Below are 22,512 nucleotides of genomic sequence, written 5' to 3'. Positions count from 1 at the left end.
TCTCAGCTTGTTGTTTAACCTGGTTGGGTTTCACTTTCTGGCTCCGTCATGTCGATTTTGGTGCGTTTCCCGACGTGATGGTGCTGGGCGGGGCGGCGGTTCCTCGTGCCGGGTGGGCGTCCGGGACCGGGTCGAACGGGTTTCGGTGCGCCGGCCGGATTGGGCATGGTCGCGCGGATGCGCCGAAACCCCCGACGGACCCGGGCCGGCGTCAACCGTCGCGGTGGGGCGGGTCGTTCCCACGGTCGGCGTAGGTCTTCGGCGAGCGGCCGGGCGAGTCGGAGTTGGGTGTGCGCAATCAGGACGATCCACGTCCATCGGTCGGCCGCCTCGGGGTTGCGGATCTTCGGGGCGGTCCAACCCAACGTCTGCTTGAAGAGCCGGAACGTGTGCTCGATGTCGAAGCGCCGCAGAAACATCTGCCACAATCGGTCGACGTCGTCGGCGCCGACGTCCGGGTCCGAGTACCAGAGCCACACCGGTTTGGGGTGCCGGTTGCCGGGCAGGTGATCGACCGTCAGTCGGATCACCGTGCCTTCGACGATCGGCGGCGGACCCGGGTGGTCCGCCCACGATCCACGGTGAGTGATCCTCGGGTGCAACCGATTCCACGCCGCAGTGACGGCTGTTCCGTAGCGGTCGGTGTCGGTATCGGCGGCGCTGTCGGGTTCGGGCCAGGTCAGGGGGTCGGCGAATTTGAATTCGGCACCGTGCCGGGGCGGGCGCCCGGTTCGACCCGGCGGCGGCGCGGGGAAGTGCAGCACCCGATCCGAACGCATCCGACCCAACACCTGAACCGGTAGATCAGCGAGTAGGAACGCCACCCGTGCCAGTTCGTACCCGGCATCGAAGACGAGCACGATGTCCGGGTCGCCGTCTCTCCAGTGCCCGGCCGATTGCAATCGCCCGACTACTTCGCGGACTTGTGTCGTGGTGACCGTAGTTTCGTCGTCGTCGGGCCGCAGGCGCACCGCATCGAGTACCGCCGTCCACGACGTGCGTCCCACCTCCAGCGCGGCGACGAAGGAATACGGCCACCCGGGGATCAACTGTGCTTGATTCCTACCGCGACCGTAGACGTGACAGAACGCTCGCTGGGAGCTGGTTGGCGCATCCGGGCGCAGCCACGGGCTGATATCGATGGCCAGGACGATCCGGCCATCGCCGCTTCGCGGCAGGGGAAGTGCTCCGACTGCGCGTCGCAGTCGATCGATATCAACCCGGCCGCAGTTCAATCCGTCGTACAAGGCGCCGTGACCGCGCCGATGCTCAGGGGTCAGCGACAAGTCGACCAGTGTGGTGACCGGGTCCCCGGAACACAGCAACGCATCGGTCAGCTCGAACACCGCATCGCTGCGCGCCGACAAACACCGGTAGAACTCTTCGCGGAACGACACCAGCTCGACCCGGTCATCCGCGTACGACCCTTCCCCGACCACCTGCGTGTAGGGCACACTGACACTCACGACCACCGCTTGCCTTTGTCTCGAAAGTTCTGTGAGAGGAACCTCAAGATGATCAGGCGGTCGTCGCCCCATGCCGCGGCGACACGCCGAACAACATCATCACCAACTGCCCCACGCGACGGCAAAGGTTAAAAGTCAAGCTCAGGTGATCTCCGTATAGTTTCGGACATGGCGTCTGACACTCTCACGACCGACACGCTGGTGAGGACGACCGCAGGGGTGGTCCGCGGCCGGCGCGTCGGCGACCTGGTCGCGTGGCGGGGAATTCCCTACGCGGCGCCCCCGGTCGGGCCGCTGCGGTTTCGCGCACCCCAGCCGGTCACGCCGTGGTCCGGCGAGCTCGATGCCACCGAATTCGGCGACGCCGCCGTGCAGCACAAGAAGTTCACCGCACTCCGTCCGGGCAAGTATCAGCCGTCCAGCGAGAATTGCTTGACTCTCAACGTGCTGGCCACGCCCGGCACATCCGGGGCGCGCCCGGTGATGGTGTTCATCCACGGCGGCGCGTACACGCTGGGCATGTCGGCCACCGCGCTCTACGGCGGACAGTCGCTGGTCCGCCGCGGCGACATCGTGTACGTGTCGATCAACTACCGCCTCGGATCGCTCGGATACCTCGACTTCACCCAATTCTCCACCCCCGAACGACCTTTCGACTCCAACCTCGGACTCCGAGACCAGGTCGCCGCACTCGAATGGGTGCAACGCAACATCGCCGAATTCGGCGGCGACCCCGACAACGTCACCGTCTTCGGCGAATCCGCGGGCGCCAACGCCGTCACCACACTCATGACCACCCCCGCCGCGAAAGGATTATTCGCGCGGGCGATCTCGGAGAGTTCCGCCCCCGGCCTCGTCACCACCGCCGACCGCGCCGCCCGGTGGGCATCCGACTACGTGACGCTGCTCGGGGCCGAACCGGACACCGCCGCAGAGGCCCTCGCCTCGTCACCGGTCGGCGCACTGGGCCGGGCCGGAAATCGTCTCGGCGCGAAGGTGCTGTCGGAGACGCCGGGACTGCACCCGTTCGGACCCGTGATCGACGGCGACTTCCTGCCGAAGCCTCCGCTCGACGCGTTCGCCGACGGCTCGGCGCACCGGGTTCCGCTGATCATCGGTACCAACGCCCGCGAGGGCACCCTGTTCCCGAAACTCCTCGACGCGCTGCCGACCGACCCCGACCGGATCGGGCGGATGTTCGCACTCACCGACCCCGGCGCCGAGGCCCGCGTCACCGCCGCGTATCCCGGCTACCCGGCGCCGGACGCGGCCACCGACCTGGGCGGCGATCTCACGTTCTGGAAGCCGTCGATCGAACTGGCCGAGGCCCACTGCGCGTTCGCCCCCACCTTCAGCTATCGTTTCGACTTCGCTCCGCGCGCCATGAAATGGCTCGGACTGGACGCCACACACGGATTCGAGTTGTTCGCGGTGTTCGACATCGCCGACACCCTGATCGGCCGCGGCCTCACCCTGCCGGGCGGTCGTCGCGGACTCAAGGACGTGACGGACACCGTACAGCGACACTGGCTGCACTTCGCCTCGCAGGGAACACCGTTGGCGTCGTGGCCGAAGTACGACACCGACAGGAGGGCAACACTCGTGTTCGACACCGTCACCACCGTCCAGGACGATCCGCGCCGGGAGCGCAGGCTGGCCTGGCAGGGGTACCGGGGCTATTACGGGCAGGGCCTGTGAGCGCTCTCGAGGTCCACACCGAAGCCGGCGCCGTCGGAGGACGCCGGATCGACGACCTGACCGCATGGCGTGGGATTCCCTACGCCGCTCCCCCGGTCGGGCCGCTGCGGTTGCGGGCCCCGCAACCGGTCGCACCGTGGTCGGGGGTCCGGCGGGCCTTCCACTTCGGGTCCCCCGCCCCGCAGGGCGACGAGACCGACGAGGACTGTCTCACCCTCAACGTGCTCGCACCCGGGTCCACATCCGAGTCGCCGCGACCCGTGATGGTGTTCATCCACGGCGGCGCCTACTCCGGGGGGACCTCGTCCTCGTCGCTCTACAGCGGCGAATCGCTGGTCCGCCGCGGCGACATCGTGTACGTGTCGATCAACTACCGCCTCGGATCGCTCGGATACCTCGACTTCACCCAATTCTCCACCCCCGAACGACCTTTCGACTCCAACCTCGGACTCCGCGACCAGGTCGCCGCACTCGAATGGGTGCAGCGCAACATCGCCGAATTCGGCGGCGACCCCGACAACGTCACCGTCTTCGGCGAATCCGCGGGCGCCAACGCCGTCACCACACTCATGACCACCCCCGCCGCGAAAGGCCTGTTCGCGCAGGCCATCGCGGAGAGCCCTCCGGTGGCGTCCGCGTACCACCCCGAGCGGGCCGCGCGGTGGTCGCGCGAATTCCTCGAGATCGCCGGGGTCCCGCTCTCCGAGGCCGCGACGTGGCTCGAGACCGCCGACCCCGCCGGCTTCGTCGAAGCGGGGACGACACTGGCGCGCCGGGGCGCCGATGAAGAACCGGGAACCCGCGCGTTCGCGCCCGTTGTCGACGGCTTCTTCCTTCCCACGCATCCGCTCGACTGCTTCGCGTCCGGTTCCGGGCACCCGGTTCCGCTGATCATCGGCACGAACCGTCACGAGGGCAGGGTCTTTCCCCGGTTCCTGAACATACTGCCCACCGATCCCACCCGGATCGACAAGATGTTCTCGCACGTGGACGCGTCGGTGAAGGAACGGGCCATCGCCGCCTACCCCGGTTATCCCGGGAGGCGTGCGGCCGCGGACCTCGGCGGCGACGTGACGTTCTGGGAACCGTCCGTCCTGTGCGCGCAGGGTCACACGACCGTCGCACCGACCTACAGTTACCGGTACGACTTCGCACCCCGGTTGCTTCACATCCTCGGATTGGGCGCCACTCACGCGACGGAGATGTACGCGGTGTTCGGGCTGACCGGGCCGTGGGCGCGGCTGCTCACCGCGTTCGGGGGCCGCCGCGGGTTGCTGGCCGTCACCGACACCGTTCAGTCGCACTGGCTGCATTTCGCCCGGCACGGGACCCCGGCACCCGGATGGCCCCGGTACTCGCCGGAGCGCCGCGAGACGCTCATCATCGACGCCACGAGCCGGGTGGAGAACGATCCGCTCGGTGAGCGTCGACGCGCCTGGCTGGGGTACGAGCACCGACGCTAGCCGGCGGCAGTCGCGGGCGGATTCGCGGTGTTTTCGTTCCATGGTGCGACCCTCCCGGTTGCCCTAGTCTCGTAGAGACCTGCATTCGGGAGGCGAGAATGACCGAGTCGAACGATCTCGCAGGCCGCACCATGGTGGTCACCGGTGCCACCTCGGGGCTCGGCCTGGAGACCTGCCGCCAACTCGCACGCCGCGGGGCCACCGTCGTTCTGGTCGGCCGGGACCAGGACAAGATCGACGCGGTGATCGCCGAACTGTCCGAGAACACCGACCGCGACCGGCTGAACTCGGCGCTCGCCGACCTGTCCTCGCTCGACCGTGCGCGCAGGCTGTCCGAGGAACTGCTGCACCGGTTCCCGCGGATCGATGTGCTGGTGAACAACGCGGGCATCGACGTGGGGCATCGTCAACTGACGGTGGACGGCGTCGAAGAGATGTTCGCCGTGAACTACCTCGCGCCGTTCGTGCTGGCGACGTCGCTGGCTCCGGCGATGGCGCAGGCGTCGACCGCCGACGCCGCCGGTTACCGGCACCCGGCACGCATCGTCGACGTCAGCTCGTCGGGACATCGCGGAGGGCACCTCGACTTCGACGACCTCGACGGCACGAAGGACACGTTCCACGGCCAGCGTGCGTACAACAACTCCAAACTCGCCCTGACCCTGTTCACCCGCGAGTTGGCGCGCCGGTCCGATCCTGCGAGGCTGGTCGTCAATTGCGCCGACCCCGGGTTCGTCCGCGGCACCTCCCTCGGGCGGGGTCTGTTCGGCTACCAGGTGGTGGGGACACTCCTGACCCCGTTCGCGTCGGACGTCGCGAAGGCAGCGGACACGGTGGTCTGGACCGCCACCGCGACGGAGAGCGGCAAGTTCACCGGCGAATACGTCAAGGGCTGCAAGGTTGTTCAGCCGAGCAAGGACGCACGTGACGCCGAACTCGCCGCGCGGTTGTGGGACGCCACCGAGGCACTGCTCGCCGGCCGCGGTGCGGCCCGCCGCTGACGCCGGTCAGTTCGGATCCTCGAAGAGCGACAGCACGTTGCCGTGCGGGTCCCGGAACCACGCGACGCGGATGCCGTCCGGGGCGCGCCAGGCGGCGTGCTCGTCCTGATCCATGCCCGGGTACTCGGTGAACTCGATGCCCTTGCTGCGCAGTGTTTCGACGACCTTGTTCAGGTCGCCGACCTTCCACCCCAGCACCGTGTACCCGGTGTCGGCCTTCGCCTGCACCAGCGTGACCCGGAGCAGGGAGCCGTTGCAATCGAGGGCCAACGCGAACTCGTCCCGTGAGACGAGCGTCAGCCCCAGGGTCTCCACGTAGAACATCTCCGAGACGTCCAGATCGGTGCTGGCCACGAAACTCACGAGCTCACCCTGAAAACTCATGAATCAACTGTGCCCCGCGCACCCGCGGGCAGGCAAGAGCGCGGGCTCACCGACGGCGGTATCCCGTGACCCGGGGCACACGGACCGAGGGCCGCAAGTTAACGTCGATTCGACAGGTTGTCTCGTACCGGAATGAGGAACTCGCGTGTCTGCTCCAGTTACAGAGAAGAAGGGCCCCCTCGCGGGCATTCGCGTCGTCGAATTCGCAGGCCTCGGACCGGGCCCGCACGCCGCCGCCCTCCTGGCCGATCTCGGCGCCGACGTGGTGTGCGTCCAGCGTCCCGGAGTGATTCCGCCGGACGGCCCGTACGACCAGATCCAGCGGGGTCGTCGCGTCGTCGAGGCCAATCTGAAGGACCCCGAGCAGGTGGAGAAGGTTCTCGGTCTGATCGAGCGCGCGGACGTCGTGATCGAGGGCTTCCGCCCCGGTGTCACCGAGCGTATGGGCCTGGGCCCGGACGTCTGCCTCGGGCGCAACGAGCGACTCGTGTACGGACGGATGACGGGCTGGGGCCAGGAGGGTCCGCTGGCCAGCGCGGCCGGGCACGACATCAACTACATCTCGCTGACCGGGGTCCTGCACGCCATCGGCCGCAAGGGTGAGCGTCCCGTGCCGCCGCTGAACATGGTCGGCGACTTCGGCGGCGGTTCGATGTTCCTGATCTTCGGGATCCTGTCGGCGCTGGTGGAGCGCCAAACGTCCGGCAAGGGCCAGGTCGTCGATGCGGCCATGGTCGACGGCGCGCTGGCCCTGTCGCACATGATGTGGGCGTTCCGCGGCCGCGGCGTCTGGTCCGACGAGCGGGGTGTCAACCTGCTCGACACCGGCGCGCCGTTCTACGACACCTACGAGACGTCCGACGGCAAGTACATGGCCGTCGGCTCGATCGAGCCGCAGTTCTACGCTCTGCTGTTGCAGGGCCTCGAACTCGACCCCGCCGAACTCCCGCAGCAGATGGACATCTCGGCGTGGCCGCAGATGAAGAAGGTCTTCGCCGAGAAGTTCCTGTCGAAGACCCGCGACGAGTGGGCGGCCATCTTCCTCGGCACCGATGCCTGCGTGTCGCCCGTGCTGACGTTCGCGGAGGCGCCGTCCAACGAGCACATCGCCGCCCGCGGATCGCTGATCGACCTCGACGGCGTCACGCAGCACGCCCCGGCGCCGCGGTTCTCCCGCACCCCGGCCGGCGCACCCACCCCGCCTGCCCGCGAGGGCGTCGACATCGACACCGTCTGGACCTGACCCCCACGTGAGTGGCGATGCGTGTTCCGGCACGCTTCGCCACTCACGTGCTCAGACGACGAGGGACGGTTCCGTGAGCTCTCGGTCGACGGCCAGCATCTCGTACGCTGCCGCGACGCAGTCGACACCGCGACGCAGTTCGTCGGACGTCCGCGCGTACGGGAGCCGGACGAACCGCTCGAACGCGCCCTCCACCCCGAACCGCGGTCCCGCCGCCAGCAGCACCCCGAAGTTGGGGGCCGTCGCGGCCAGCGCCGTCGACACCGGTGCGGGCATGCGCAGCCACAGCGACATTCCCCCCGAACCGATGGTCGGGACCCAGTCCGGCAGGCGGTCGGCGAGAGCGTCGAGCATCGCGCCCCGCTGTTCCCGCAGTTCCGCCCGGCGCCGGGCGAGGACGAGTTCGTCGTCGGAGAGCAGATGTGCCGCCGCGAGCTGGTCCATCACCGGCGTGCCCAGATCGACCGCGGCCCGCGCCCCGGCAAGCCGGGTGATCAGCGCCGGATCGGCGCGAATCCAGCCGACGCGCAGCCCGCCCCAGAACGACTTCGCCGCCGACCCGATCGTCACGACCTCCGACTTCGCGGCGCCCCTGCCGTGCGCCGCGACCGGCCCCGGTGACGGTTCGTCCAGCCACAGGTCGACCATCGTCTCGTCCACCACCAGTGTCATGCGGGTGTCGCGCGCGATCCGCGCCAGTTCGGCCCGCCCGGACGCGTCGAGGCACAGTCCGGTGGGGTTGTGGAAGTCCGGGATCAGGTACGCCATCCGGGCCGCGGTCTGCCGGGCGGCGCTGCGGATTCCGTCGAGATCCCACGCCCCGGATGCCCCGCCTTCCGGACGGACGGGAACCGGGACCGGACGCGCACCGACCCTGCGGATCGCCTCCAGCGCGTTGGGGTACGTGGGGTGATCGACCAGCACCCGCTCCCCCGGCGCAGTGAGCACGTTGAGGAGCAGCCGCAGCGCATGCTGAGCGCCGGAGGTGACCATGATCTGCTCGGGCGAGGTCTCCAGCCCGCGCGCCCGGTAACGCGCCGCGATGACGTCCCGCAACGCGCCGATCCCCACCGGCTCCATCCCGTGAGTGGGCAGGAATTGCGGAAGCGATTGCAACGCATAGGAGTAGGCCTGCTCGACCGCTTCCGCGGGCGCGGCCATCGCGGCGTAGCTGAGGTCGACCACCGAGCTGTCGGAACCGGGCTGGTGTGCCCGGAACATCAGCCCGTTCTGCCGTGCCCCCAGCGGCAGCGCGACGGTGCTGCGCGACCCCTGACGGCTGATGAGATACCCCTCGTCCCGAAGCACCGAATACGATGACGTGATCGTGGTCCGGCTCAACTCCAGCATCGACGCCAGTTCGCGCTCGCTCGGCAACGCGACCCCCAGCGGGATGCGGCCGTCGTGCACGAGTAACCGGATCCCGTCGGCCAGCGCCCGGTAGGCGGGCCGCGCCGCCGACCGGCGGCCGCTGTCGTCCTGCCAGTTACCGAGGTCCCTGGCCAGGGAGCGTGCACCGAGTACGCGAGTCATCATGCAGTCCAGTATCAACCTCTTGGCTATTCAACTCAAAGCCAGTTCTGGCGAAGCTCGAATCCATGACGACACTGATCACCCTCGCATGCATGATTCTCTTGGCCGCAGCAGTCGCGCACTACGGCCCCAAAGAGGGAGGTACGGGCTTGTTTCGCCTGGAGCAGTTCCGCATCGGCGCCCCACTCGGTGGGATCTTTCCCGACCAGTCGAGCAGTCCAGAAGATCCGCACTGGCCTTCTTCAGACGATCAGCGCACCGGCGGCGGCAGCAGTTGACTGAACAGCACCGTCCCGGCCGCGTCGAGGAGGTCCACCCGCAACTCCGACGTCTGCCCGTCGATGAACACCTCACCGAAGTGCTGGTATCCGTCGAGCGGCGACGAGTTGGGTGCGGGCGGCGCGTGCACGAACACGGCCTCGGGGCCGAACGTGGCGTCGAGGTCGTTGGGACCGAAGCCGCCCGCGTTGAGTGGACCGGAGACGAACTCCCAGAACTCGTCGAAATCCTTGTATGCGGCGCGGTCGGGCGAGTACCGGTGCGCGGCGGTGTAGTGCACGTCCGCGGTGAGCCACACCGTCCCGGTGATCCGTCCCGCCTTGATCGCCGACAGCACCTGGGCGATCTCGGATTCCCGGCCCGACGGCCGACCGGGCTCCCCGTTCGCGACGCCCTCGAACGCGGTGTCGCCGTCCGGGACCACAACGCCGAGCGGGAGGTCGTTGGCGATGATCTTCCACGTCGCCGTCGACGCACCGAGTTCCCGGATCAGCCAGTCCTTCTGGGCCGCACCGAGAATCTGCCCGGCCGCACCGGTGTTGACCCCGTTCGCGTCCTTGTAGGTGCGCATGTCGAGGACGAACACCTCGAGCAGTGGGCCGTACCCGATCTTGCGGTACACGCGACCGTCGACCGCGTCGGCCGGCTCCACCGGCAGCCACTCGTGGTACGCCTGGAATGCCCTCTGCGCCAGCACGTCCACGCTCTTCTCCGTGTACGCGTCGAGGTCGAGGACCTCACCGGGGTACCAGTTGTTCACGGTCTCGTGATCGTCCCACTGAACGATCTGCGCCACAGAGGAATTGAACCTGCGGTAGTTGTCGTCGGTGAGGTTGTACGCGTACTGGCCGCGGTACTGGTCCAACGTCTGCGCGACCGCGCTCTTCGACTCGCTGACCGTGTTCCGCCACACGCGTCCCTCCGGCAGCGTGACGGACTCCTTCAGCGGACCGTCGGCGTACACGACGTCGCCCGAGTGCAGGAACAGGTGCGGGTCGCGCGCCGCCATCGTGTCGAAGATCCGCATTCCTCCGATGTCCGGGTTGATGCCGTATCCCTGACCCGCCGTATCCCCGGACCACTGCAACCGGATGTCGCCTGCGGCGCTCGGAGCGGTACGGAAGACACCCGTCGCCGCCTCCGAGGTGGCGCCGTCGTCACCTTCGAGGGTCACCCGGTAGTGCACCTGCTGCCCGGCGGGTAGTCCGGTCACTCGCAGCCGTCCGGTGCCGTCCGTGTCCGGGGTGAGCAGTCCACCCTCGAATCGCACCGGGTCGGTGAAGGACTCGGTGGCCGAGGTCTCCACGATCATCGTGGCGGGACGGTCGGACCTCGCCCAGACGAGCGCACCGTCGGCCCGCACGTCCCCGGTCGCGACACCATGCGTCAGGGTGGGTCGTTCACGGACCAGCGCCGGACCCGTGCTGCCGGAGTCGGAGCACGCGGCAGCGGGCACGGCCAGCAACCCGAGTGCGGTGGAGCGGAGCAGGGTACGGCGGGACAGATACACGAAAACATCTCCTCGGTCGGCGAGCTTCGAGGATGTCCAACCGTGGTCAACGGAAGGTGAACGTCAGATGTGGGAGGCATACTGGATTGGTGACCACAGGAATCGCCCTGTTCGACACGGCCCTCGGCACCTGCGCCATCGCATGGCGGGCCGCCGGGATCGTGGGTGTGCAATTGCCCGAAGGTTCACCCGAATCCACCCGGCAGCGTCTCGAACACTGCTTCCCGGATGCGGTGGAGCACCAGCCGCCTGCACCGGTCCAGCGGGCCATCGACGGGATACGCGAACATCTGGGCGGCGCACTCGACGATCTGCGGTGGATCGACCTCGACTTCGAGGGAGTCCCCGAATTCGACTGCACCGTCTACGACATCGCACGCGCGATCGACCCGGGCACCACACTCACCTACGGCGACATCGCGGCGGAACTCGGCAAGCCGGGGGCCGCGCAGGCCGTCGGTCAGGCCCTCGGCCGCAACCCGCTGCCGATCGTGATCCCGTGCCATCGCGTCCTCGCCGCAGGCGGGCAGGTGGGCGGCTTCTCCGCCGGCGGCGGCACCCTCACCAAGCGCGAGCTGCTGGCCCTCGAACACACTCCGGGTTTCGACGACCCGGTGCTGTTCTGATCAGAGGCTGCGGGTCGTCGACGAGTTCACGCGCCAGCGCCGCGGCCGCCGCCATCCTGTCGCCGTCGGGAACCCGGAGGGTCCGGACGACCCGCTGATCGACCCCGGTCACCCCGGCGCATCCCAGCACGAACGCCTGCCCGCCGGCGACGATCGCCCGCCCCACGGCGTGAACGAACGCGTCGACCGTCGACCGCGGGTCGCCCTCGAACACCCAGACACCGAGATCCGTCGACACCACCGCCACACACCTGCCGGCGTCCGACGAGTCGTACCCGAATGCCTCCAGGACGGCGGCCGCTGCATGGAAGCTGTCGTACCACCGGCCGGCCGGTGCCCGGGTACTCGCTTCGACAGTCCTGATCATCGGCTCGAATGTATCGCGGATCGCCGAATGTCGCATCGGTTCAATTCACCTGAACCGATGTCACATTCGGCGACGGGCGAGCAGGCTACCGCACCACGTCGCGGCGGACGATGGTCTCGTCGCGGCCGGGGCCGACGCCGATGCAGGAGATGTACGCTCCCGACAGCTCCTCGAGGCGCAGGACGTAATTCTGCGCATTCTTCGGGAGTTCCTCGAACGTCCGGGCGTGGGAGATATCTTCCCACCAGCCGGGCATTTCCTCATAGATCGGCTTGGCGTGATGAACGTCGGTCTGCGACATGGGCATCTCGTCGTACCGCACGCCGTCGACGTCGTAGCCGACGCAGATCGGGATGGTGTCGAGGCTGCTGAGCACGTCGAGCTTGGTGAGGAAGTAGTCGGTGATGCCGTTGACACGCGTTGCGTAGCGGGCGATCACGGCGTCGAACCATCCGGTGCGACGGGCACGGCCGGTGGTGACACCCACCTCGCCACCGGTCTTGGCGAGGTATTCGCCGTTCTGGTCGAAGAGTTCGGTCGGGAACGGGCCCGAGCCGACGCGGGTGGTGTACGCCTTGAGGATGCCCAGCACCGTCGTGATCTTGGTGGGTCCGATGCCCGAACCGACCGCTGCGCCACCGGACGTCGGGTTGGACGACGTCACGTACGGGTAGGTGCCGTGGTCGACGTCGAGGAGCGTGCCCTGCGAACCCTCCAGCAGCACCGTCTCACCGCGCTCGAGTGCCTCGTTGAGCTGCAGGCGCGTGTCCGCGATGCGGTGCTTGAAACCGTCGGCCTGCTCGAGCACCTCGTCGACGACCTGCTGCGGGTCGAGGGCCTTGCGGTTGTAGATCTTGACGAGCACCTGGTTCTTGAACTCGAGTGCCGCCTCGACCTTCTGGGTGAGGATCTTCTCGTCCAGCACGTCCTGCACGCGGACGCCGACACGCGCGAGTTTGTCCTGGTAGCAGGGCCCGATTCCGCGGCCGGTGGTGCCGATCTTCTTGGCCCCGAGGAAGCGTTCGGTGACCTTATCGATGGCCACGTGGTACGGCATGATCAGGTGCGCATCGGCCGAGAGCAGCAGGCGGCTGGTGTCCACGCCCCGCTCGTCGAGTCCGGCGAGTTCGGTGAGCAGCACTCCCGGGTCCACCACGACACCGTTGCCGATGACGTTCGTGACGCCCGGAGTGAGGATTCCGGACGGGATCAGATGCAGAGCGAACTTGTCGCCGTTCGGAAGAACCACTGTGTGTCCGGCGTTGTTACCGCCCTGGTAGCGCACCACCCACTGCAGGCGTCCGCCCAGTAGATCGGTAGCTTTGCCCTTGCCCTCGTCGCCCCACTGGGCGCCGATCAGGACGATTGCCGGCATGACGTTGTCTCCTACGGTCGACGTACAGTCGTATCCGACTGCGTGGTCCTGCCGTTCGTAGGCAGTGGCCGGGGGAACAGTCTAGCCGAGGGCACGGAGAACAGACCCCACAGTACGGCTGGGGAGGCCATCTCGGGCGTGCCACTAGGATGATCCGAAAGGGAAGCTGCGGAAATCGCGGCGGGACATCCGGGCGAGGAGTGGCGTTGACCCCCGTAGTGCTCATTTGCGGCGACGTGCCGCTTCCCCTGCCTCTGGGCTCCATTTCGACCTCGAGCGCACCTGCCGTCCCGGACAAGGACGACTTCGACGAGGTCTTCTCCAAACTTCAGGTCGTCGTGGATCCGCGACTGATCGTGGTGGGCAGCGACGCCGCCTTCGCGGCCACCCTGACCCGGTTGATGCGCACCGATCGCCTGCACATCGAACTCGCGTACGTCGCGGAGCATCGTTCGGAGGCGACGGATGCCTACCACCTGTCCTCCGGTGCCCGCGGCGCCCGCACCGCGCTGAAGGGGACGGCCAGGCCGGTCCCCCTCATCCGCGACGACGCGGGGATCGCGCTCGTCGGGTGCGCCACCGTCACGGGTCCGGACGGGGGTCCGCTCGTCGGCGAGGCCTACGTCGACGACACCCGGCTGTTCTCGGGGACGACGCCGAGCATGAACGTCGCCCCGACCCCACGGATGCCCGGTCTGCGGGCGTCGGTCGAGCCTCGCAGGCGCTGGCTGCCCCGCCGCTGGGTCGAGGGTCGCGCCGTGCAACTCGGGTCGCCCGCGGCGGCGCTGAACCGGGACGGCGTGCCGAACCCGCGCGAGGTCAAGCGTTCGACGTTCTACCGGCACGATCAAGAGTGGTTGCTGGTCCGATGAGCCTGCCCAGGGCGCGGACCACCGCGGTCCGTCCCAGCCCGGTGTTCCTTCTGGTCGTCGCTGTCGCGGTCGCTGGCGGCGTTCTCGCGTGGCGCGCCGAACTGGAGTCGGTGCTCGGCCACGTCGGGGTGTTCCTGCTGGTGGTCGCGGGATGGGTGGTGACGCTCTGCCTGCACGAGTTCGCGCACGCGTACACCGCGTGGCGGCACGGCGACACCGACGTCGAGGTACGCGGCTACCTGACGCTCAACCCGTTGAAGTACAGCCACCCGCTGCTGTCGATCGGTCTGCCGGTGCTGTTCATTGCGCTCGGCGGGATCGGGCTGCCCGGCGGCGCCGTGTACCTGCGCACCGGACTGTTCTCGCCGAAGGTGCAGGCGCGGGTGTCGCTCGCCGGACCCGCCGTGAACCTGGTGTCCGCGATCGTCCTGCTCGCCGTGATCCGCTGGTTCGGGCTGGGCGGCGACCACCAGGTGTTCTGGACGGGACTGAGCTTTCTCGCGTTCCTGCAGGTGATGGCCACCGTACTCAATCTCCTGCCGGTCCCCGGACTCGACGGGTACGCCGCGCTCGAACCGTTCCTCCCGCCGCGCACCCGCAGGTCCGTCGACCAGTTCAAGCCGTACGGCCTCCTGATCCTCGTGGCGCTGCTGTTCGTGCCGTCGATCAACGTGGTGTTCTTCGACGTCATCTACCGGCTGTTCGAACTGTCCGGGGTGCCGGAGATCTACGCGCAGTACGGCAACTACCTGATGCGCTTCTGGCTCTGACCCGTGAGTACTTGTCAACCGCCCGCGGTTGACAAGTACTCACGGGCGGGACCGGCGCGCATCCTCTTCGGTGAAGTTGGGAGTCAGCCGCAGTTCCGCCAACGGCACCTCGCGGTCGGGGCTGCGGACCTCGACGCGCACGGCTTCGCCGGTTGCATCGTCCCGCATCCCGATCGGCGCACCGTGCTTGCCCTGGAGGTACTTGTCGCCCCACTGCATCAGCGCGAGCACGGCGGGCAGGAGGTCGCGCCCCTTCTCGGTGAGCACGTATTCGTAGCGGGTGCGCTGCCCGGGCTCCTTGTAGGGTTGCCGCTCGAACAGGCCCTCGGCCGTCAGTTCACGCAGCCGGGACGCCGCCACGGCCTCGGTGATACCGACCCGTTTCGCGAAGTCGTCGAATCGCGTGGTGCCGTAGTAGGCCTCGCGCAGGATCAGGACGGCCGAACGCGTGCCGATCACGTCCATCGCCTTGCCGATGGAGCAGTGCGTCGCCCGCCAGGTGTCGCGATCTGCCAGAAAGCCGTCCAACCGTGCCGCGTCCATACACCTCAGCATAGCTGACTTTCAAATTCCATAGTCAGCAGCTACAACTTCCAGGACAGGTGCGACAGCCCGCTGGCGTCGAGTTCGAGCCCACGCGGAGTCGACACCAGCCGCAGCAGCACCTCCTGACACCCCGGGCACCGCACGACGACACCGGGCGCACGCGTATAGACGTGCACGGCCGCCATCGGCCCGTCGAGACCGCAGAACCGGCACTGTCCGGTCGCCGCGGTGAGGTCGTGAACGAAGATCTCCGCGAACGGCCCGCCGAGAACGTTCCCGTCCTCGAAGTCGTTGCCCTGCAACGTACTCATCGACAATTCCTTCCTCCGGTCACGGCCCCGAGGGACCGAACCGCTCGGTCTTGATGTCGTCCGGCGAGTGCCCGAGCGAGAGCAGCAGGCGAGCCGCCTCCTCGACGAATCCGGTGGGCCCGCACACGAAGCAGCGCGGCGCGAAGTCCGCGGGCCATCCCCACGCCGCGAGATCGGCGGCAGTGATCCGACCGGCCGGGCGCCGCGGCGAGTCCTCGCGGGTGTGGAGAACGAACGTCTCGACTCCCCCGTCGCCGCTCCCGGGCCTGTTCAGCTCGTCCGCGAACAATTCGTCGGCCCGCGTCCGGAGGGAGTACACGAGCCGGAACGGCGTGCGGTCGTGGCGGAACCGGCGCTCGCGAATCATCGACATCAGTGGCACGATCCCCGACCCACCCGCGACGAGGAGCACCGGCGCGCCGCCACCCTCGCGCGGCGACCACACGAACCAGCCACCGATCGGTCCGCGCACCTCGATCAGATTGCCCGGGGCGAACACGTCGGTGAGATACGGAGACACCTCGCCGTCCGCCACCCGCTGGACGACCAACTGCAGTCGCCACCCGTCCGGTGAACGCTCGGCCGGCGACGCCAGCGAGTAGCTCCGTTCGGTGGTGTATCCGTCGGGACCGGTCAGGCGGAGATCGACGTGCTGCCCGGCGCGATGCCCAGGCCAGTCCGGGACCTCGAGGACCAGGGCCCGCGCGCTCGCCGTCTCGGGCCACGACTCGACGAGTTCCGCCACTCGCCAGCTGAGCACGGCGCGGCCCAGAAGTTCACTGGTCACCCTGGTACCTCTGCTCCCGCCACGGGTCGCCGCGATCGTGGTACCCGAGTTGTTCCCAGAATCCAGGGACATCCTGGGTGACGAGCTGGATCGTCCGAACCCACTTCGCGGACTTCCACAGGTAGAGATGGGGCACGAGCAGGCGAGCCGGACCCCCGTGCACCGGCGCGAGTGGCGCGCCCTCGTAAGTGTGCACGATCCACGCCTTGCCGCCGAGGATGTCGGAGACGGGAAGGTTGGTGGTGTAGCCGCCGTCGCAGCCGACGAGGACGAATCCCGCGGACGTCTCGACGTCCGCGAACAGGGTGTCGAGGGAGACGCCCTTCCACGAGGTTCCGAACTTCGACCATCGCGTGACGCAGTGGAGGTCGACCGTCGGCCGATCCTGCGGGAGCTTCGTGAATTCGGCCCACGACCACTCGTGGCGCCGGCCGGTCTCGTCCGTCACGGTCAACGTCCACGTCTCGGTCGGGACGCGGGGCGTCGGTCCTGCCGAGAGGACCGGGAAATCGCCGACCTCGTACTGCCCGGGCGGAAGTGAGTGCTCGCTGCGAGGTCTGCCGTGGAAGCCGGGGGTCAGAACAGCCATGCCTCACGTTAGGACCGCCGCGGGGGTCTTCGCAGCGCAAACCGTCGATCCGAGGCGTCGGTCACACCTGACTTGCCTTCGCCATAGTCAGGTGTACATTGCTGACTATGGCCCTCAATAGTCAGGTGCGTGAGGAAGTGCGGCTCGGCCCGCTCCTCACCGTCCTCTCCGGCGCGTCGTTCGTCGCCAGCCTCGATCTGTTCGTCGTCAACGTCGCGTTCGGCGACATCGCGGCGAGCTATCCCGGGTACAGCCTCGGCGACCTCAGCTGGGTGCTGGGCGGCTACGCGATCGTGTTCGCCGCCCTCCTGGTTCCGCTCGGACGCTGGGCCGACCGCGTCGGCCGCCGGCGCGGATTCCTTCTCGGGTTGGCGCTGTTCACCGCGGCCAGCGCGGCATGCGCGCTGAGCCCCTCGCTGTGGCTGCTCGTCGCCTTCCGACTGCTCCAGGCCGTAGGTGCGGCCGCCCTGACCCCAGCCAGCCTGGGACTGCTCATCAGCACGGTCCCCGAAGCCAGACGTGCGGGCGCGGTCCGGATCTGGGCCGCGTCAGGCGCCGCGGCTGCGGCCTTCGGACCCGTGGTGGGTGGCCTGCTCGTCGAGGCGTCGTGGCGCTGGGCCTTCCTGATCAACGTCCCCATCGGAATCGCGTTCCTGATCGCCACCGTCCGGTTGGTCCCCGACTTCCGCCCGGCCGCCCGCGACGCGGACCTCGACCTGTTCGGAGCTGCGCTACTGACCGTCGGTATCGGCGCCCTCGCACTCGGACTGGTCCAGGGACCCGACTGGGGTTGGGGCGACCCCCGAATCGCGCTCGCCTTCACCGTCGCTGCCGTGTCCGTCGCACTGTTCTGGTGGAGCAACAGCCGACAGCGTGAGCCGCTCATCGAACCCGCCATGCTGAAGGTGCGCACGTTCGCCTGGTCGAACGTGACCGCGCTCGCGTTCAGTGCCGCCTTCGCGGCCGGCCTGCTCGCGAACATCCTGTGGCTGCAGCAGGTGTGGGGCTACTCCGCGCTGCTGACGGGTCTCGCGATCGCGCCGGGCCCGTTGATGGTGCCGGTGTTCGCGGTGGTCGGCCAGTTCCTGTCCCGCACGTTCTCGGCCGCAGCGGTCACCGCGGCGGGCAGTGCCCTGTGGGCGGCCGGTGCCGTGCTCGTTCTCTCGTCCGTCGGGAGGGAACCACAGTATGCGTCGGAACTGCTGCCCGGCTGGATGATCGCCGGTGTCGGGGTCGGACTGGCGTTGCCGACGATCCTGTCGTCCGCCACCGCCGGACTACCGCAGTCGCGCTCGGCCACCGGTAGCGCCGTCGTCACCATGAGTCGTCAGATCGGAACCGTGCTGGGTGTGAGCATGCTGGTCGCAATCCTCGGTACGACCACCGGTTACGCAGACACCCACTCCGCGTTCCAACTCGCCTGGTCGGCGGTGGCCGCGGCGGCCGTCGTCGCCGCACTCGCCGCCACACGGATGAATCCACCCCGTGAGTACTTGTCAACCGCCCGCGGTTGACAAGTACTCACAGCACCGAAAGGAACGATCATGAGAGACGCCGTCATCGTCGAGGCCGTCCGCACGCCGATCGGTAAGGGTAAGCCCTCGGGCGCCCTGCACGGAGTGCACCCCGTCGACCTTCTCGCCCACAGCCTGTCGACCCTCGTCGAACGCACGGGAATCGATCCCGCACTGATCGACGACGTCATCGGCGGCACCGTTACCCAGGTCGGGGACCAGAGCCAGAACATCACCCGCAGCGCGCTTCTGGCCGCCGGATTCCCCGAATCCGTACCCGGAACGACCGTCGACCGGCAGTGCGGCAGCAGCCAGCAGGCCGTGCACTTCGCAGCGCAGGGCGTGATGTCGGGTGCCTACGACATCGTCGTCGCCGCCGGTGTCGAATCGATGGGCCGAGTTCCGATGGGGTCCAGCAGCATCGGACGCGAAACGATGGGTGTGGGCTTCGAGCGCCGCTACCCCGACGGCCTCGTCCCGCAGGGCATCAGCGCCGAACTCATCGCCGCCCGGTGGGGACTGTCCCGCACCCAGCTCGACGAGTTCGCCCTGCGCAGCCACCAGAAGGCTGCGGCCGCAACGAGTGCCGGGAACTTCGCGAAGGAACTCGCCGTCCTGCCGGAGCTGAGCGTCGACGAGGCCCTCCGGCCGGACACGACGCTCGACGCGCTCGCCGGCCTGCGACCGGCGTTCCGCAGCGACTTCTACGAAGAGCGGTTCCCCCAGATCGACTGGTCGATCACCGCGGGCAACAGCAGTCCCCTGTCCGACGGAAGTGCGGCGCTGATGATCACCACGAGTGAGATCGCGGGACGCCTGGGACTGCGGCCGCTGGCCCGGCTCCACAGCTTCGCCGTCGTCGGCGACGACCCGCTGATGATGCTCACCGCCGTCATTCCCGCGACACGCAAGGTGCTGCAGCGCAGCGGACTCGACATCTCCGACATCGATCTGTTCGAGGTCAACGAGGCGTTCGCGTCGGTGGTCCTGGCCTGGGCGGCAGACACCGGAGCCGACCTGGACCGCGTCAACGTGCACGGCGGTGCGATCGCACTCGGACATCCACTGGGGGCCAGTGGCGCCCGCATCATGACCACGCTGGTGAACGCGATGGAGCAGCGCGGGGCCCGGTTCGGGCTGCAGACCATGTGCGAGGCCGGCGGACTCGCCAATGCCACGGTGCTCGAACGACTCGTGTGACGCGGCAGTAGTCCACCTCAGCCGTTCCGGCGGGCGATCGCGTCTCCCACCGCACGCAGCGATTCTCGCAACGAGTGCGGCTCGAGCACCTCGACTCCCCCGCCGAGAACGGTCAACTGGTCGAGCGCCACGTCCTCGGCCTCGAGTACCAGGTCTACGGTCACCCAGCCGTCGCCGTCCGGCGGTCCGGGTTCGACCCGTGCGGCCTCCACACCGACCACCCGGGGCAGCCGTTGCCACGACGCGGGCGAGAGCCGCACCCGGCACCGGAATCGCAGGAGCGCACGATCGAATTCGGCCACCGACGCCGTCCACCACGCACCCAGATCGAAGTTGTCGGGCCGCACCGACGCTTGTTTCAGCACGGTCGCGTCACTGATCCGCGACACGCGATACGACAGCGTCCGTCCGCGATGCTGCGCAACGAGATACCAGACACCGGCCTTCGCCACCAACCCCAGAGGGTCGAGAGTTCGTGCTGCCGAACGGCTCCCCTTGCGGTAGCGGATGCCGAGACGCCGGCCCTCGAGCACCGAGGACGCCACCACCGGGAGCTCGCCGTTGTCGCGTGGCCCGTCGAACCAACCGGGGGCGTCGACGTAGAGCCGATCCCGCCACAGCTGAGCCCCTGCGCGCAACGGGACCGGCAACGCCCCCAACAGCTTCGACTGCGCTGCAGCGGCGACGTCGCGAAGACCGAGATCGTCGGCGATCGACGGGACGCCGAGCAACATCAACGCGGACGTCTCCGCGCCCGTCATGCCACCGAGTTTCGACTGCCAGCCGTCGAGCAACCGGATTCCGCCACCGGGTCCGCTCTCCGTCCACAACGGCACACCGGCCGCCGACAACGCCGTGACGTCGCGATACACGGTGCGGACCGAGACCCCGAGTTCGTCCGCGAGTTGCTGCGCGGTGGCCCCGCGACTGCCCTCCAGACGGAGCATCACCTCGACCAGCCGACTCGAACGCATTCTCCGATCCTAGTGAAAATCACCGACAGTAGATGTCAGGGATAGGAGAGCACACTGGTCGGCATGACCAACTGGACGCAGTTCGAGACCGAAGCACCCAACCTCGCCAAGGCTGTCGCCGCACGCTTCGAGGCGCACAAGCACCACGTGCTGGCGACGCTCCGCAAGGACGGTTCCCCGAGGGTGAGCGGCACCGAGATCGAATTCTACGAAGGCGCGTTGCTACTCGGCTCGATGGTCGGTGCCCGCAAAGTGCAGGACCTGCAACGCGATCCGCGATTCTCTCTCCACAGCAACCCCGGTCACCACACGATGGAAGGCGGCGACGCCAAGCTCAGCGGCCGCGCAGAGGAGATTCTCGGGGAGCGGAAACAGCAGATCCTCGCGCACTACCCCGACGAGATCCCCGAGGCGGAGGTCTTCGAACTCGGCCTCGACGAGGTGGTGCTCACCACCGTCGACGGCGACCACCTGTACGTCGATCTGTGGCGGCCGGGTGCGGAGGTCACCCGGTTCACCAAGTGACGGTCACTGCGTGACCGCGAACCCGAAACCGAGGGGGCAGGTTGCAGCGCCGTTCTTGGCAGGACCGTCCGGATCGTAGGTTCCGCCGGGGATCAGATGGGCTGTGAATCCGGGCAGTTCGCGTTCGATACCCTCACCGTTCGTCAACGGCCCGGACGAGCCGATCGTCGGCGCCTGGCCGCCGATGTTGAGGTAGGTCACCTGAGCGTCGGTCGTGGCGTCCTTCGGCCCCTCGAACTCCCACTCGACCTCGTTGCCTTCCTTTTCGACATCGAGCGTCGCGGCGGGCTTACAGTTCGCCAGCGGATCGGGCATGAACGGCGCCGCGGAGGCGGTGGCCGGCGCTGCGAAGAGGGCGGCCGCACCGAGTGCGGCAACGGCGACGGGTCGTGCGAACGCTGCGAGAGTGGACATGATGTTCCCCTTCGTGAGTCGTCCCGCAACGATTTCCCGCCGCGATACCGGACGAAACAGACAGGGCGCCTACCAGGTGACGTTCTCGGCGCAGTGGCGTCCGTTGGCGGTGGATTCCACCTGCACTGTCGCGTGCGAGAGCAAGTGGCTCTCGAGGACGGTCCGCGCCGATTCGAGGACGACGGACGAGTCGGCGTCCGTGGTGAGGTGGACGGTGGCCACGTCCATTCCCGTCGTGAGCGTCCACACGTGGAGGTCGTGCACACCGGTGACCCCTGGCAGCGCTTCGAGGTCGGCCTGCACCGATTCGACATCGACGTCCTCGGGGGATGCCTGCGTGAGGATGCGCAGTGACGCGGCGGCGAGTTTCATCGCCCGCGGCACCACCCACAGCGAGATGAGGACACCGACGATGATGTCGGCGTAGGCCCAGTCGAACGCCAGCACGACGCCGCCGGCGATAAGGACGCCGACGCTGCCGACGGCGTCCGCGAGCACTTCGAGGTAGGCGCCGCGGACTGCCAGGCTGTCCTTGGAATCGGCGCGCAGCATCAGCATCACCACGAGGTTCGCGGCGAGTCCGACGGTTGCGGTGAGGATCAGCGCCATGCCGGGAAGTTCGGGGGCGTCGCCGATGCGGGAGATCGCCTCGTAGAACACCCAGACCGCGACGGCGAGCAGCATCGCGGCGTTGGCCATGGCCGTGAGCACCTCGGCGCGATGCCAGCCGAAGGTCCGGGCCGCGGTGGCACTGCCCTTGCGTGCCAGGACAAGTGCGACGAGCCCCATCGACATTCCGACGACGTCGGTCAGCATGTGCCCGGCGTCGGCGAGCAGCGACAGGGAGTTGACGGTCAGACCGACGACGACCTCGAGAACCAGGAATGCGAGGAGGATGACGAGAGCGATCACCATGCGGCGGATCCGCCCCCGCGACGGGCCTACCTCACCGCTGCCTTGCGTATGGCCGTGCGAATGGCCGTGACCGACTCCCATGGGTGAGCCTCCTCCCGAGTTGTGCCGATCATATGCGTACATACGCATATGTTCAACAGCGCGCTCGGG

24 protein-coding genes are annotated in these 22,512 nt (G+C 68.2%); 11 read left to right on the top strand and 13 right to left on the bottom strand.

Annotation, left to right across the window (positions count from 1 at the left end):
- Window positions 1–14 precede the first annotated feature (14 nt).
- On the bottom strand, window positions 15–1,466 hold the full coding sequence (locus tag PSR88_RS28270) for an NF041680 family putative transposase (protein WP_244163528.1): 1,452 nt from the start codon (window positions 1,464–1,466) through the stop codon (window positions 15–17).
- A gap of 168 nt (window positions 1,467–1,634) precedes the next feature.
- Here PSR88_RS28270 and PSR88_RS28265 point away from each other — a divergent pair, with 168 nt between their 5' ends.
- The 3 genes from PSR88_RS28265 to PSR88_RS28255 all read left to right on the top strand — a co-directional run bounded on the left by PSR88_RS28265 (window position 1,635) and on the right by PSR88_RS28255 (window position 5,628).
- Entirely contained in the window at window positions 1,635–3,164 is a 1,530-nt protein-coding gene (locus PSR88_RS28265) for a carboxylesterase/lipase family protein (RefSeq protein WP_016883530.1), read from the top strand.
- Window positions 3,161–4,627, top strand: coding sequence for a carboxylesterase/lipase family protein (locus PSR88_RS28260; RefSeq protein ID WP_011597728.1), 1,467 nt, complete (start codon window positions 3,161–3,163; stop codon window positions 4,625–4,627). The genes PSR88_RS28265 and PSR88_RS28260 overlap by 4 nt, the downstream gene beginning before the upstream one ends.
- Window positions 4,628–4,725: 98 nt before the next feature.
- The gene (locus tag PSR88_RS28255) at window positions 4,726–5,628 is read left to right on the top strand and encodes an SDR family oxidoreductase (RefSeq protein ID WP_016883531.1); all 903 of its coding nucleotides are present in this window, start codon (window positions 4,726–4,728) and stop codon (window positions 5,626–5,628) included.
- 6 nt (window positions 5,629–5,634) lie between these two features.
- Here the strand turns inward: PSR88_RS28255 and PSR88_RS28250 are convergent, their stop codons facing one another.
- Window positions 5,635–6,012 carry a VOC family protein gene (locus tag PSR88_RS28250; RefSeq protein WP_009478824.1) on the bottom strand — a complete coding sequence of 126 codons (378 nt, stop codon included), beginning with the start codon at window positions 6,010–6,012 and terminating at the stop codon, window positions 5,635–5,637.
- Between the two features lie 145 nt (window positions 6,013–6,157).
- Here PSR88_RS28250 and PSR88_RS28245 point away from each other — a divergent pair, with 145 nt between their 5' ends.
- Entirely contained in the window at window positions 6,158–7,255 is a 1,098-nt protein-coding gene (locus tag PSR88_RS28245) for a CaiB/BaiF CoA transferase family protein (protein ID WP_009478823.1), read from the top strand.
- A gap of 51 nt (window positions 7,256–7,306) precedes the next feature.
- Here the strand turns inward: PSR88_RS28245 and PSR88_RS28240 are convergent, their stop codons facing one another.
- Window positions 7,307–8,791, bottom strand: a complete 1,485-nt coding sequence (locus PSR88_RS28240) for a PLP-dependent aminotransferase family protein (protein ID WP_016883533.1) — start codon at window positions 8,789–8,791, stop codon at window positions 7,307–7,309.
- Window positions 8,792–8,853: 62 nt separating this feature from the next.
- On the opposite strand from PSR88_RS28240, the gene PSR88_RS28235 reads away from it, so the two are divergent.
- Window positions 8,854–9,066: a hypothetical protein gene (locus PSR88_RS28235; protein ID WP_237724130.1), complete on the top strand. Its 213-nt coding sequence runs from the start codon at window positions 8,854–8,856 to the stop codon at window positions 9,064–9,066.
- On the opposite strand, the gene PSR88_RS28230 is transcribed toward PSR88_RS28235, so the two are convergent.
- A complete protein-coding gene (locus PSR88_RS28230; RefSeq protein ID WP_016883534.1) occupies window positions 9,039–10,577 on the bottom strand; it encodes an alkaline phosphatase D family protein in 1,539 nt (512 codons plus the stop codon). The genes PSR88_RS28235 and PSR88_RS28230 overlap by 28 nt on opposite strands.
- Window positions 10,578–10,609: 32 nt before the next feature.
- Here PSR88_RS28230 and PSR88_RS28225 point away from each other — a divergent pair, with 32 nt between their 5' ends.
- Window positions 10,610–11,203 (top strand): methylated-DNA--[protein]-cysteine S-methyltransferase, encoded by a 594-nt coding sequence (locus PSR88_RS28225; RefSeq protein ID WP_371112957.1) that lies wholly within the window; start codon window positions 10,610–10,612, stop codon window positions 11,201–11,203.
- Here PSR88_RS28225 and PSR88_RS28220 read toward each other — a convergent pair.
- Together PSR88_RS28220 and PSR88_RS28215 are read right to left on the bottom strand one after the other, a co-directional pair.
- Window positions 11,139–11,570: a racemase gene (locus tag PSR88_RS28220; protein ID WP_237724131.1), complete on the bottom strand. Its 432-nt coding sequence runs from the start codon at window positions 11,568–11,570 to the stop codon at window positions 11,139–11,141. The genes PSR88_RS28225 and PSR88_RS28220 overlap by 65 nt on opposite strands.
- An 85-nt stretch (window positions 11,571–11,655) precedes the next feature.
- Window positions 11,656–12,945 carry an adenylosuccinate synthase gene (locus tag PSR88_RS28215; RefSeq protein ID WP_005260012.1) on the bottom strand — a complete coding sequence of 430 codons (1,290 nt, stop codon included), beginning with the start codon at window positions 12,943–12,945 and terminating at the stop codon, window positions 11,656–11,658.
- Between the two features lie 218 nt (window positions 12,946–13,163).
- Between PSR88_RS28215 and PSR88_RS28210 the strand changes: the two genes are divergently transcribed.
- Entirely contained in the window at window positions 13,164–13,817 is a 654-nt protein-coding gene (locus PSR88_RS28210; protein ID WP_029539526.1) for a hypothetical protein, read from the top strand.
- Window positions 13,814–14,587, top strand: coding sequence for a site-2 protease family protein (locus tag PSR88_RS28205; RefSeq protein WP_009478808.1), 774 nt, complete (start codon window positions 13,814–13,816; stop codon window positions 14,585–14,587). Before PSR88_RS28210 ends, PSR88_RS28205 begins: the two co-directional genes overlap by 4 nt.
- Window positions 14,588–14,626: 39 nt before the next feature.
- Here the strand turns inward: PSR88_RS28205 and PSR88_RS28200 are convergent, their stop codons facing one another.
- Genes PSR88_RS28200 through PSR88_RS28185 form a run of 4 tightly spaced genes read right to left on the bottom strand, consistent with a single transcriptional unit; the run spans window position 14,627 to window position 16,820 of the window.
- A complete protein-coding gene (locus tag PSR88_RS28200; protein ID WP_016883536.1) occupies window positions 14,627–15,130 on the bottom strand; it encodes a winged helix-turn-helix transcriptional regulator in 504 nt (167 codons plus the stop codon).
- 41 nt (window positions 15,131–15,171) lie between these two features.
- Window positions 15,172–15,444 carry a DUF6510 family protein gene (locus PSR88_RS28195; RefSeq protein ID WP_005238458.1) on the bottom strand — a complete coding sequence of 91 codons (273 nt, stop codon included), beginning with the start codon at window positions 15,442–15,444 and terminating at the stop codon, window positions 15,172–15,174.
- Window positions 15,445–15,463: 19 nt separating this feature from the next.
- Complete coding sequence (locus PSR88_RS28190; RefSeq protein ID WP_016883537.1) at window positions 15,464–16,231, bottom strand: ferredoxin reductase; 768 nt, start codon at window positions 16,229–16,231, stop codon at window positions 15,464–15,466.
- A complete protein-coding gene (locus tag PSR88_RS28185) occupies window positions 16,221–16,820 on the bottom strand; it encodes a molybdopterin-dependent oxidoreductase (protein WP_009478805.1) in 600 nt (199 codons plus the stop codon). The genes PSR88_RS28190 and PSR88_RS28185 overlap by 11 nt, the downstream gene beginning before the upstream one ends.
- Before the next feature lie 107 nt (window positions 16,821–16,927).
- Between PSR88_RS28185 and PSR88_RS28180 the strand changes: the two genes are divergently transcribed.
- Together PSR88_RS28180 and PSR88_RS28175 are read left to right on the top strand one after the other, a co-directional pair.
- Entirely contained in the window at window positions 16,928–18,334 is a 1,407-nt protein-coding gene (locus tag PSR88_RS28180; RefSeq protein WP_011597718.1) for an MFS transporter, read from the top strand.
- A 30-nt stretch (window positions 18,335–18,364) separates the two neighbouring features.
- A complete protein-coding gene (locus PSR88_RS28175; protein WP_016883539.1) occupies window positions 18,365–19,534 on the top strand; it encodes a thiolase family protein in 1,170 nt (389 codons plus the stop codon).
- Window positions 19,535–19,551: 17 nt separating this feature from the next.
- Here PSR88_RS28175 and PSR88_RS28170 read toward each other — a convergent pair whose 3' ends face one another.
- Window positions 19,552–20,508, bottom strand: a complete 957-nt coding sequence (locus PSR88_RS28170; protein ID WP_011597716.1) for a helix-turn-helix transcriptional regulator — start codon at window positions 20,506–20,508, stop codon at window positions 19,552–19,554.
- A 63-nt stretch (window positions 20,509–20,571) separates the two neighbouring features.
- On the opposite strand from PSR88_RS28170, the gene PSR88_RS28165 reads away from it, so the two are divergent.
- Complete coding sequence (locus tag PSR88_RS28165) at window positions 20,572–21,033, top strand: pyridoxamine 5'-phosphate oxidase family protein (RefSeq protein ID WP_016883540.1); 462 nt, start codon at window positions 20,572–20,574, stop codon at window positions 21,031–21,033.
- A gap of 3 nt (window positions 21,034–21,036) precedes the next feature.
- Here PSR88_RS28165 and PSR88_RS28160 read toward each other — a convergent pair whose 3' ends face one another.
- Both PSR88_RS28160 and PSR88_RS28155 read right to left on the bottom strand, forming a co-directional pair.
- Window positions 21,037–21,447, bottom strand: coding sequence for a hypothetical protein (locus tag PSR88_RS28160; RefSeq protein ID WP_016883541.1), 411 nt, complete (start codon window positions 21,445–21,447; stop codon window positions 21,037–21,039).
- 69 nt (window positions 21,448–21,516) lie between these two features.
- Window positions 21,517–22,443 (bottom strand): cation diffusion facilitator family transporter, encoded by a 927-nt coding sequence (locus PSR88_RS28155; RefSeq protein WP_009478799.1) that lies wholly within the window; start codon window positions 22,441–22,443, stop codon window positions 21,517–21,519.
- Between the last annotated feature and the right edge of the window lie 69 nt (window positions 22,444–22,512).

The organism is Rhodococcus sp. DK176 (genome assembly GCF_038447315.2).
Lineage (GTDB): Bacteria > Actinomycetota > Actinomycetes > Mycobacteriales > Mycobacteriaceae > Rhodococcus_F > Rhodococcus_F jostii_A.
The sequence above is the reverse complement of the archived record's forward strand: the minus strand, read 5'-3'. Positions and strand labels throughout refer to the sequence as shown.

Excerpts from the sequence above, each read along its gene's own strand:
- PSR88_RS28155 (WP_009478799.1), bottom strand. The coding sequence starts at position 22,443 with ATGGGAGTCGGTCACGGCCATTCGCACGGCCATACGCAAGGCAGCGGT.
- PSR88_RS28185 (WP_009478805.1), bottom strand. The coding sequence starts at position 16,820 with ATGGCTGTTCTGACCCCCGGCTTCCACGGCAGACCTCGCAGCGAGCAC.
- PSR88_RS28255 (WP_016883531.1), top strand. The coding sequence starts at position 4,726 with ATGACCGAGTCGAACGATCTCGCAGGCCGCACCATGGTGGTCACCGGT.
- PSR88_RS28195 (WP_005238458.1), bottom strand. The coding sequence starts at position 15,444 with ATGAGTACGTTGCAGGGCAACGACTTCGAGGACGGGAACGTTCTCGGC.
- PSR88_RS28250 (WP_009478824.1), bottom strand. The coding sequence starts at position 6,012 with ATGAGTTTTCAGGGTGAGCTCGTGAGTTTCGTGGCCAGCACCGATCTG.
- PSR88_RS28165 (WP_016883540.1), top strand. The coding sequence starts at position 20,572 with ATGACCAACTGGACGCAGTTCGAGACCGAAGCACCCAACCTCGCCAAG.
- PSR88_RS28205 (WP_009478808.1), top strand. The coding sequence starts at position 13,814 with ATGAGCCTGCCCAGGGCGCGGACCACCGCGGTCCGTCCCAGCCCGGTG.
- PSR88_RS28170 (WP_011597716.1), bottom strand. The coding sequence starts at position 20,508 with ATGCGTTCGAGTCGGCTGGTCGAGGTGATGCTCCGTCTGGAGGGCAGT.
- PSR88_RS28220 (WP_237724131.1), bottom strand. The coding sequence starts at position 11,570 with ATGATCAGGACTGTCGAAGCGAGTACCCGGGCACCGGCCGGCCGGTGG.
- PSR88_RS28175 (WP_016883539.1), top strand. The coding sequence starts at position 18,365 with ATGAGAGACGCCGTCATCGTCGAGGCCGTCCGCACGCCGATCGGTAAG.
- PSR88_RS28265 (WP_016883530.1), top strand. The coding sequence starts at position 1,635 with ATGGCGTCTGACACTCTCACGACCGACACGCTGGTGAGGACGACCGCA.
- PSR88_RS28200 (WP_016883536.1), bottom strand. The coding sequence starts at position 15,130 with ATGGACGCGGCACGGTTGGACGGCTTTCTGGCAGATCGCGACACCTGG.
- PSR88_RS28225 (WP_371112957.1), top strand. The coding sequence starts at position 10,610 with ATGTCCAACCGTGGTCAACGGAAGGTGAACGTCAGATGTGGGAGGCAT.
- PSR88_RS28240 (WP_016883533.1), bottom strand. The coding sequence starts at position 8,791 with ATGATGACTCGCGTACTCGGTGCACGCTCCCTGGCCAGGGACCTCGGT.
- PSR88_RS28180 (WP_011597718.1), top strand. The coding sequence starts at position 16,928 with ATGGCCCTCAATAGTCAGGTGCGTGAGGAAGTGCGGCTCGGCCCGCTC.
- PSR88_RS28215 (WP_005260012.1), bottom strand. The coding sequence starts at position 12,945 with ATGCCGGCAATCGTCCTGATCGGCGCCCAGTGGGGCGACGAGGGCAAG.
- PSR88_RS28160 (WP_016883541.1), bottom strand. The coding sequence starts at position 21,447 with ATGTCCACTCTCGCAGCGTTCGCACGACCCGTCGCCGTTGCCGCACTC.
- PSR88_RS28235 (WP_237724130.1), top strand. The coding sequence starts at position 8,854 with ATGACGACACTGATCACCCTCGCATGCATGATTCTCTTGGCCGCAGCA.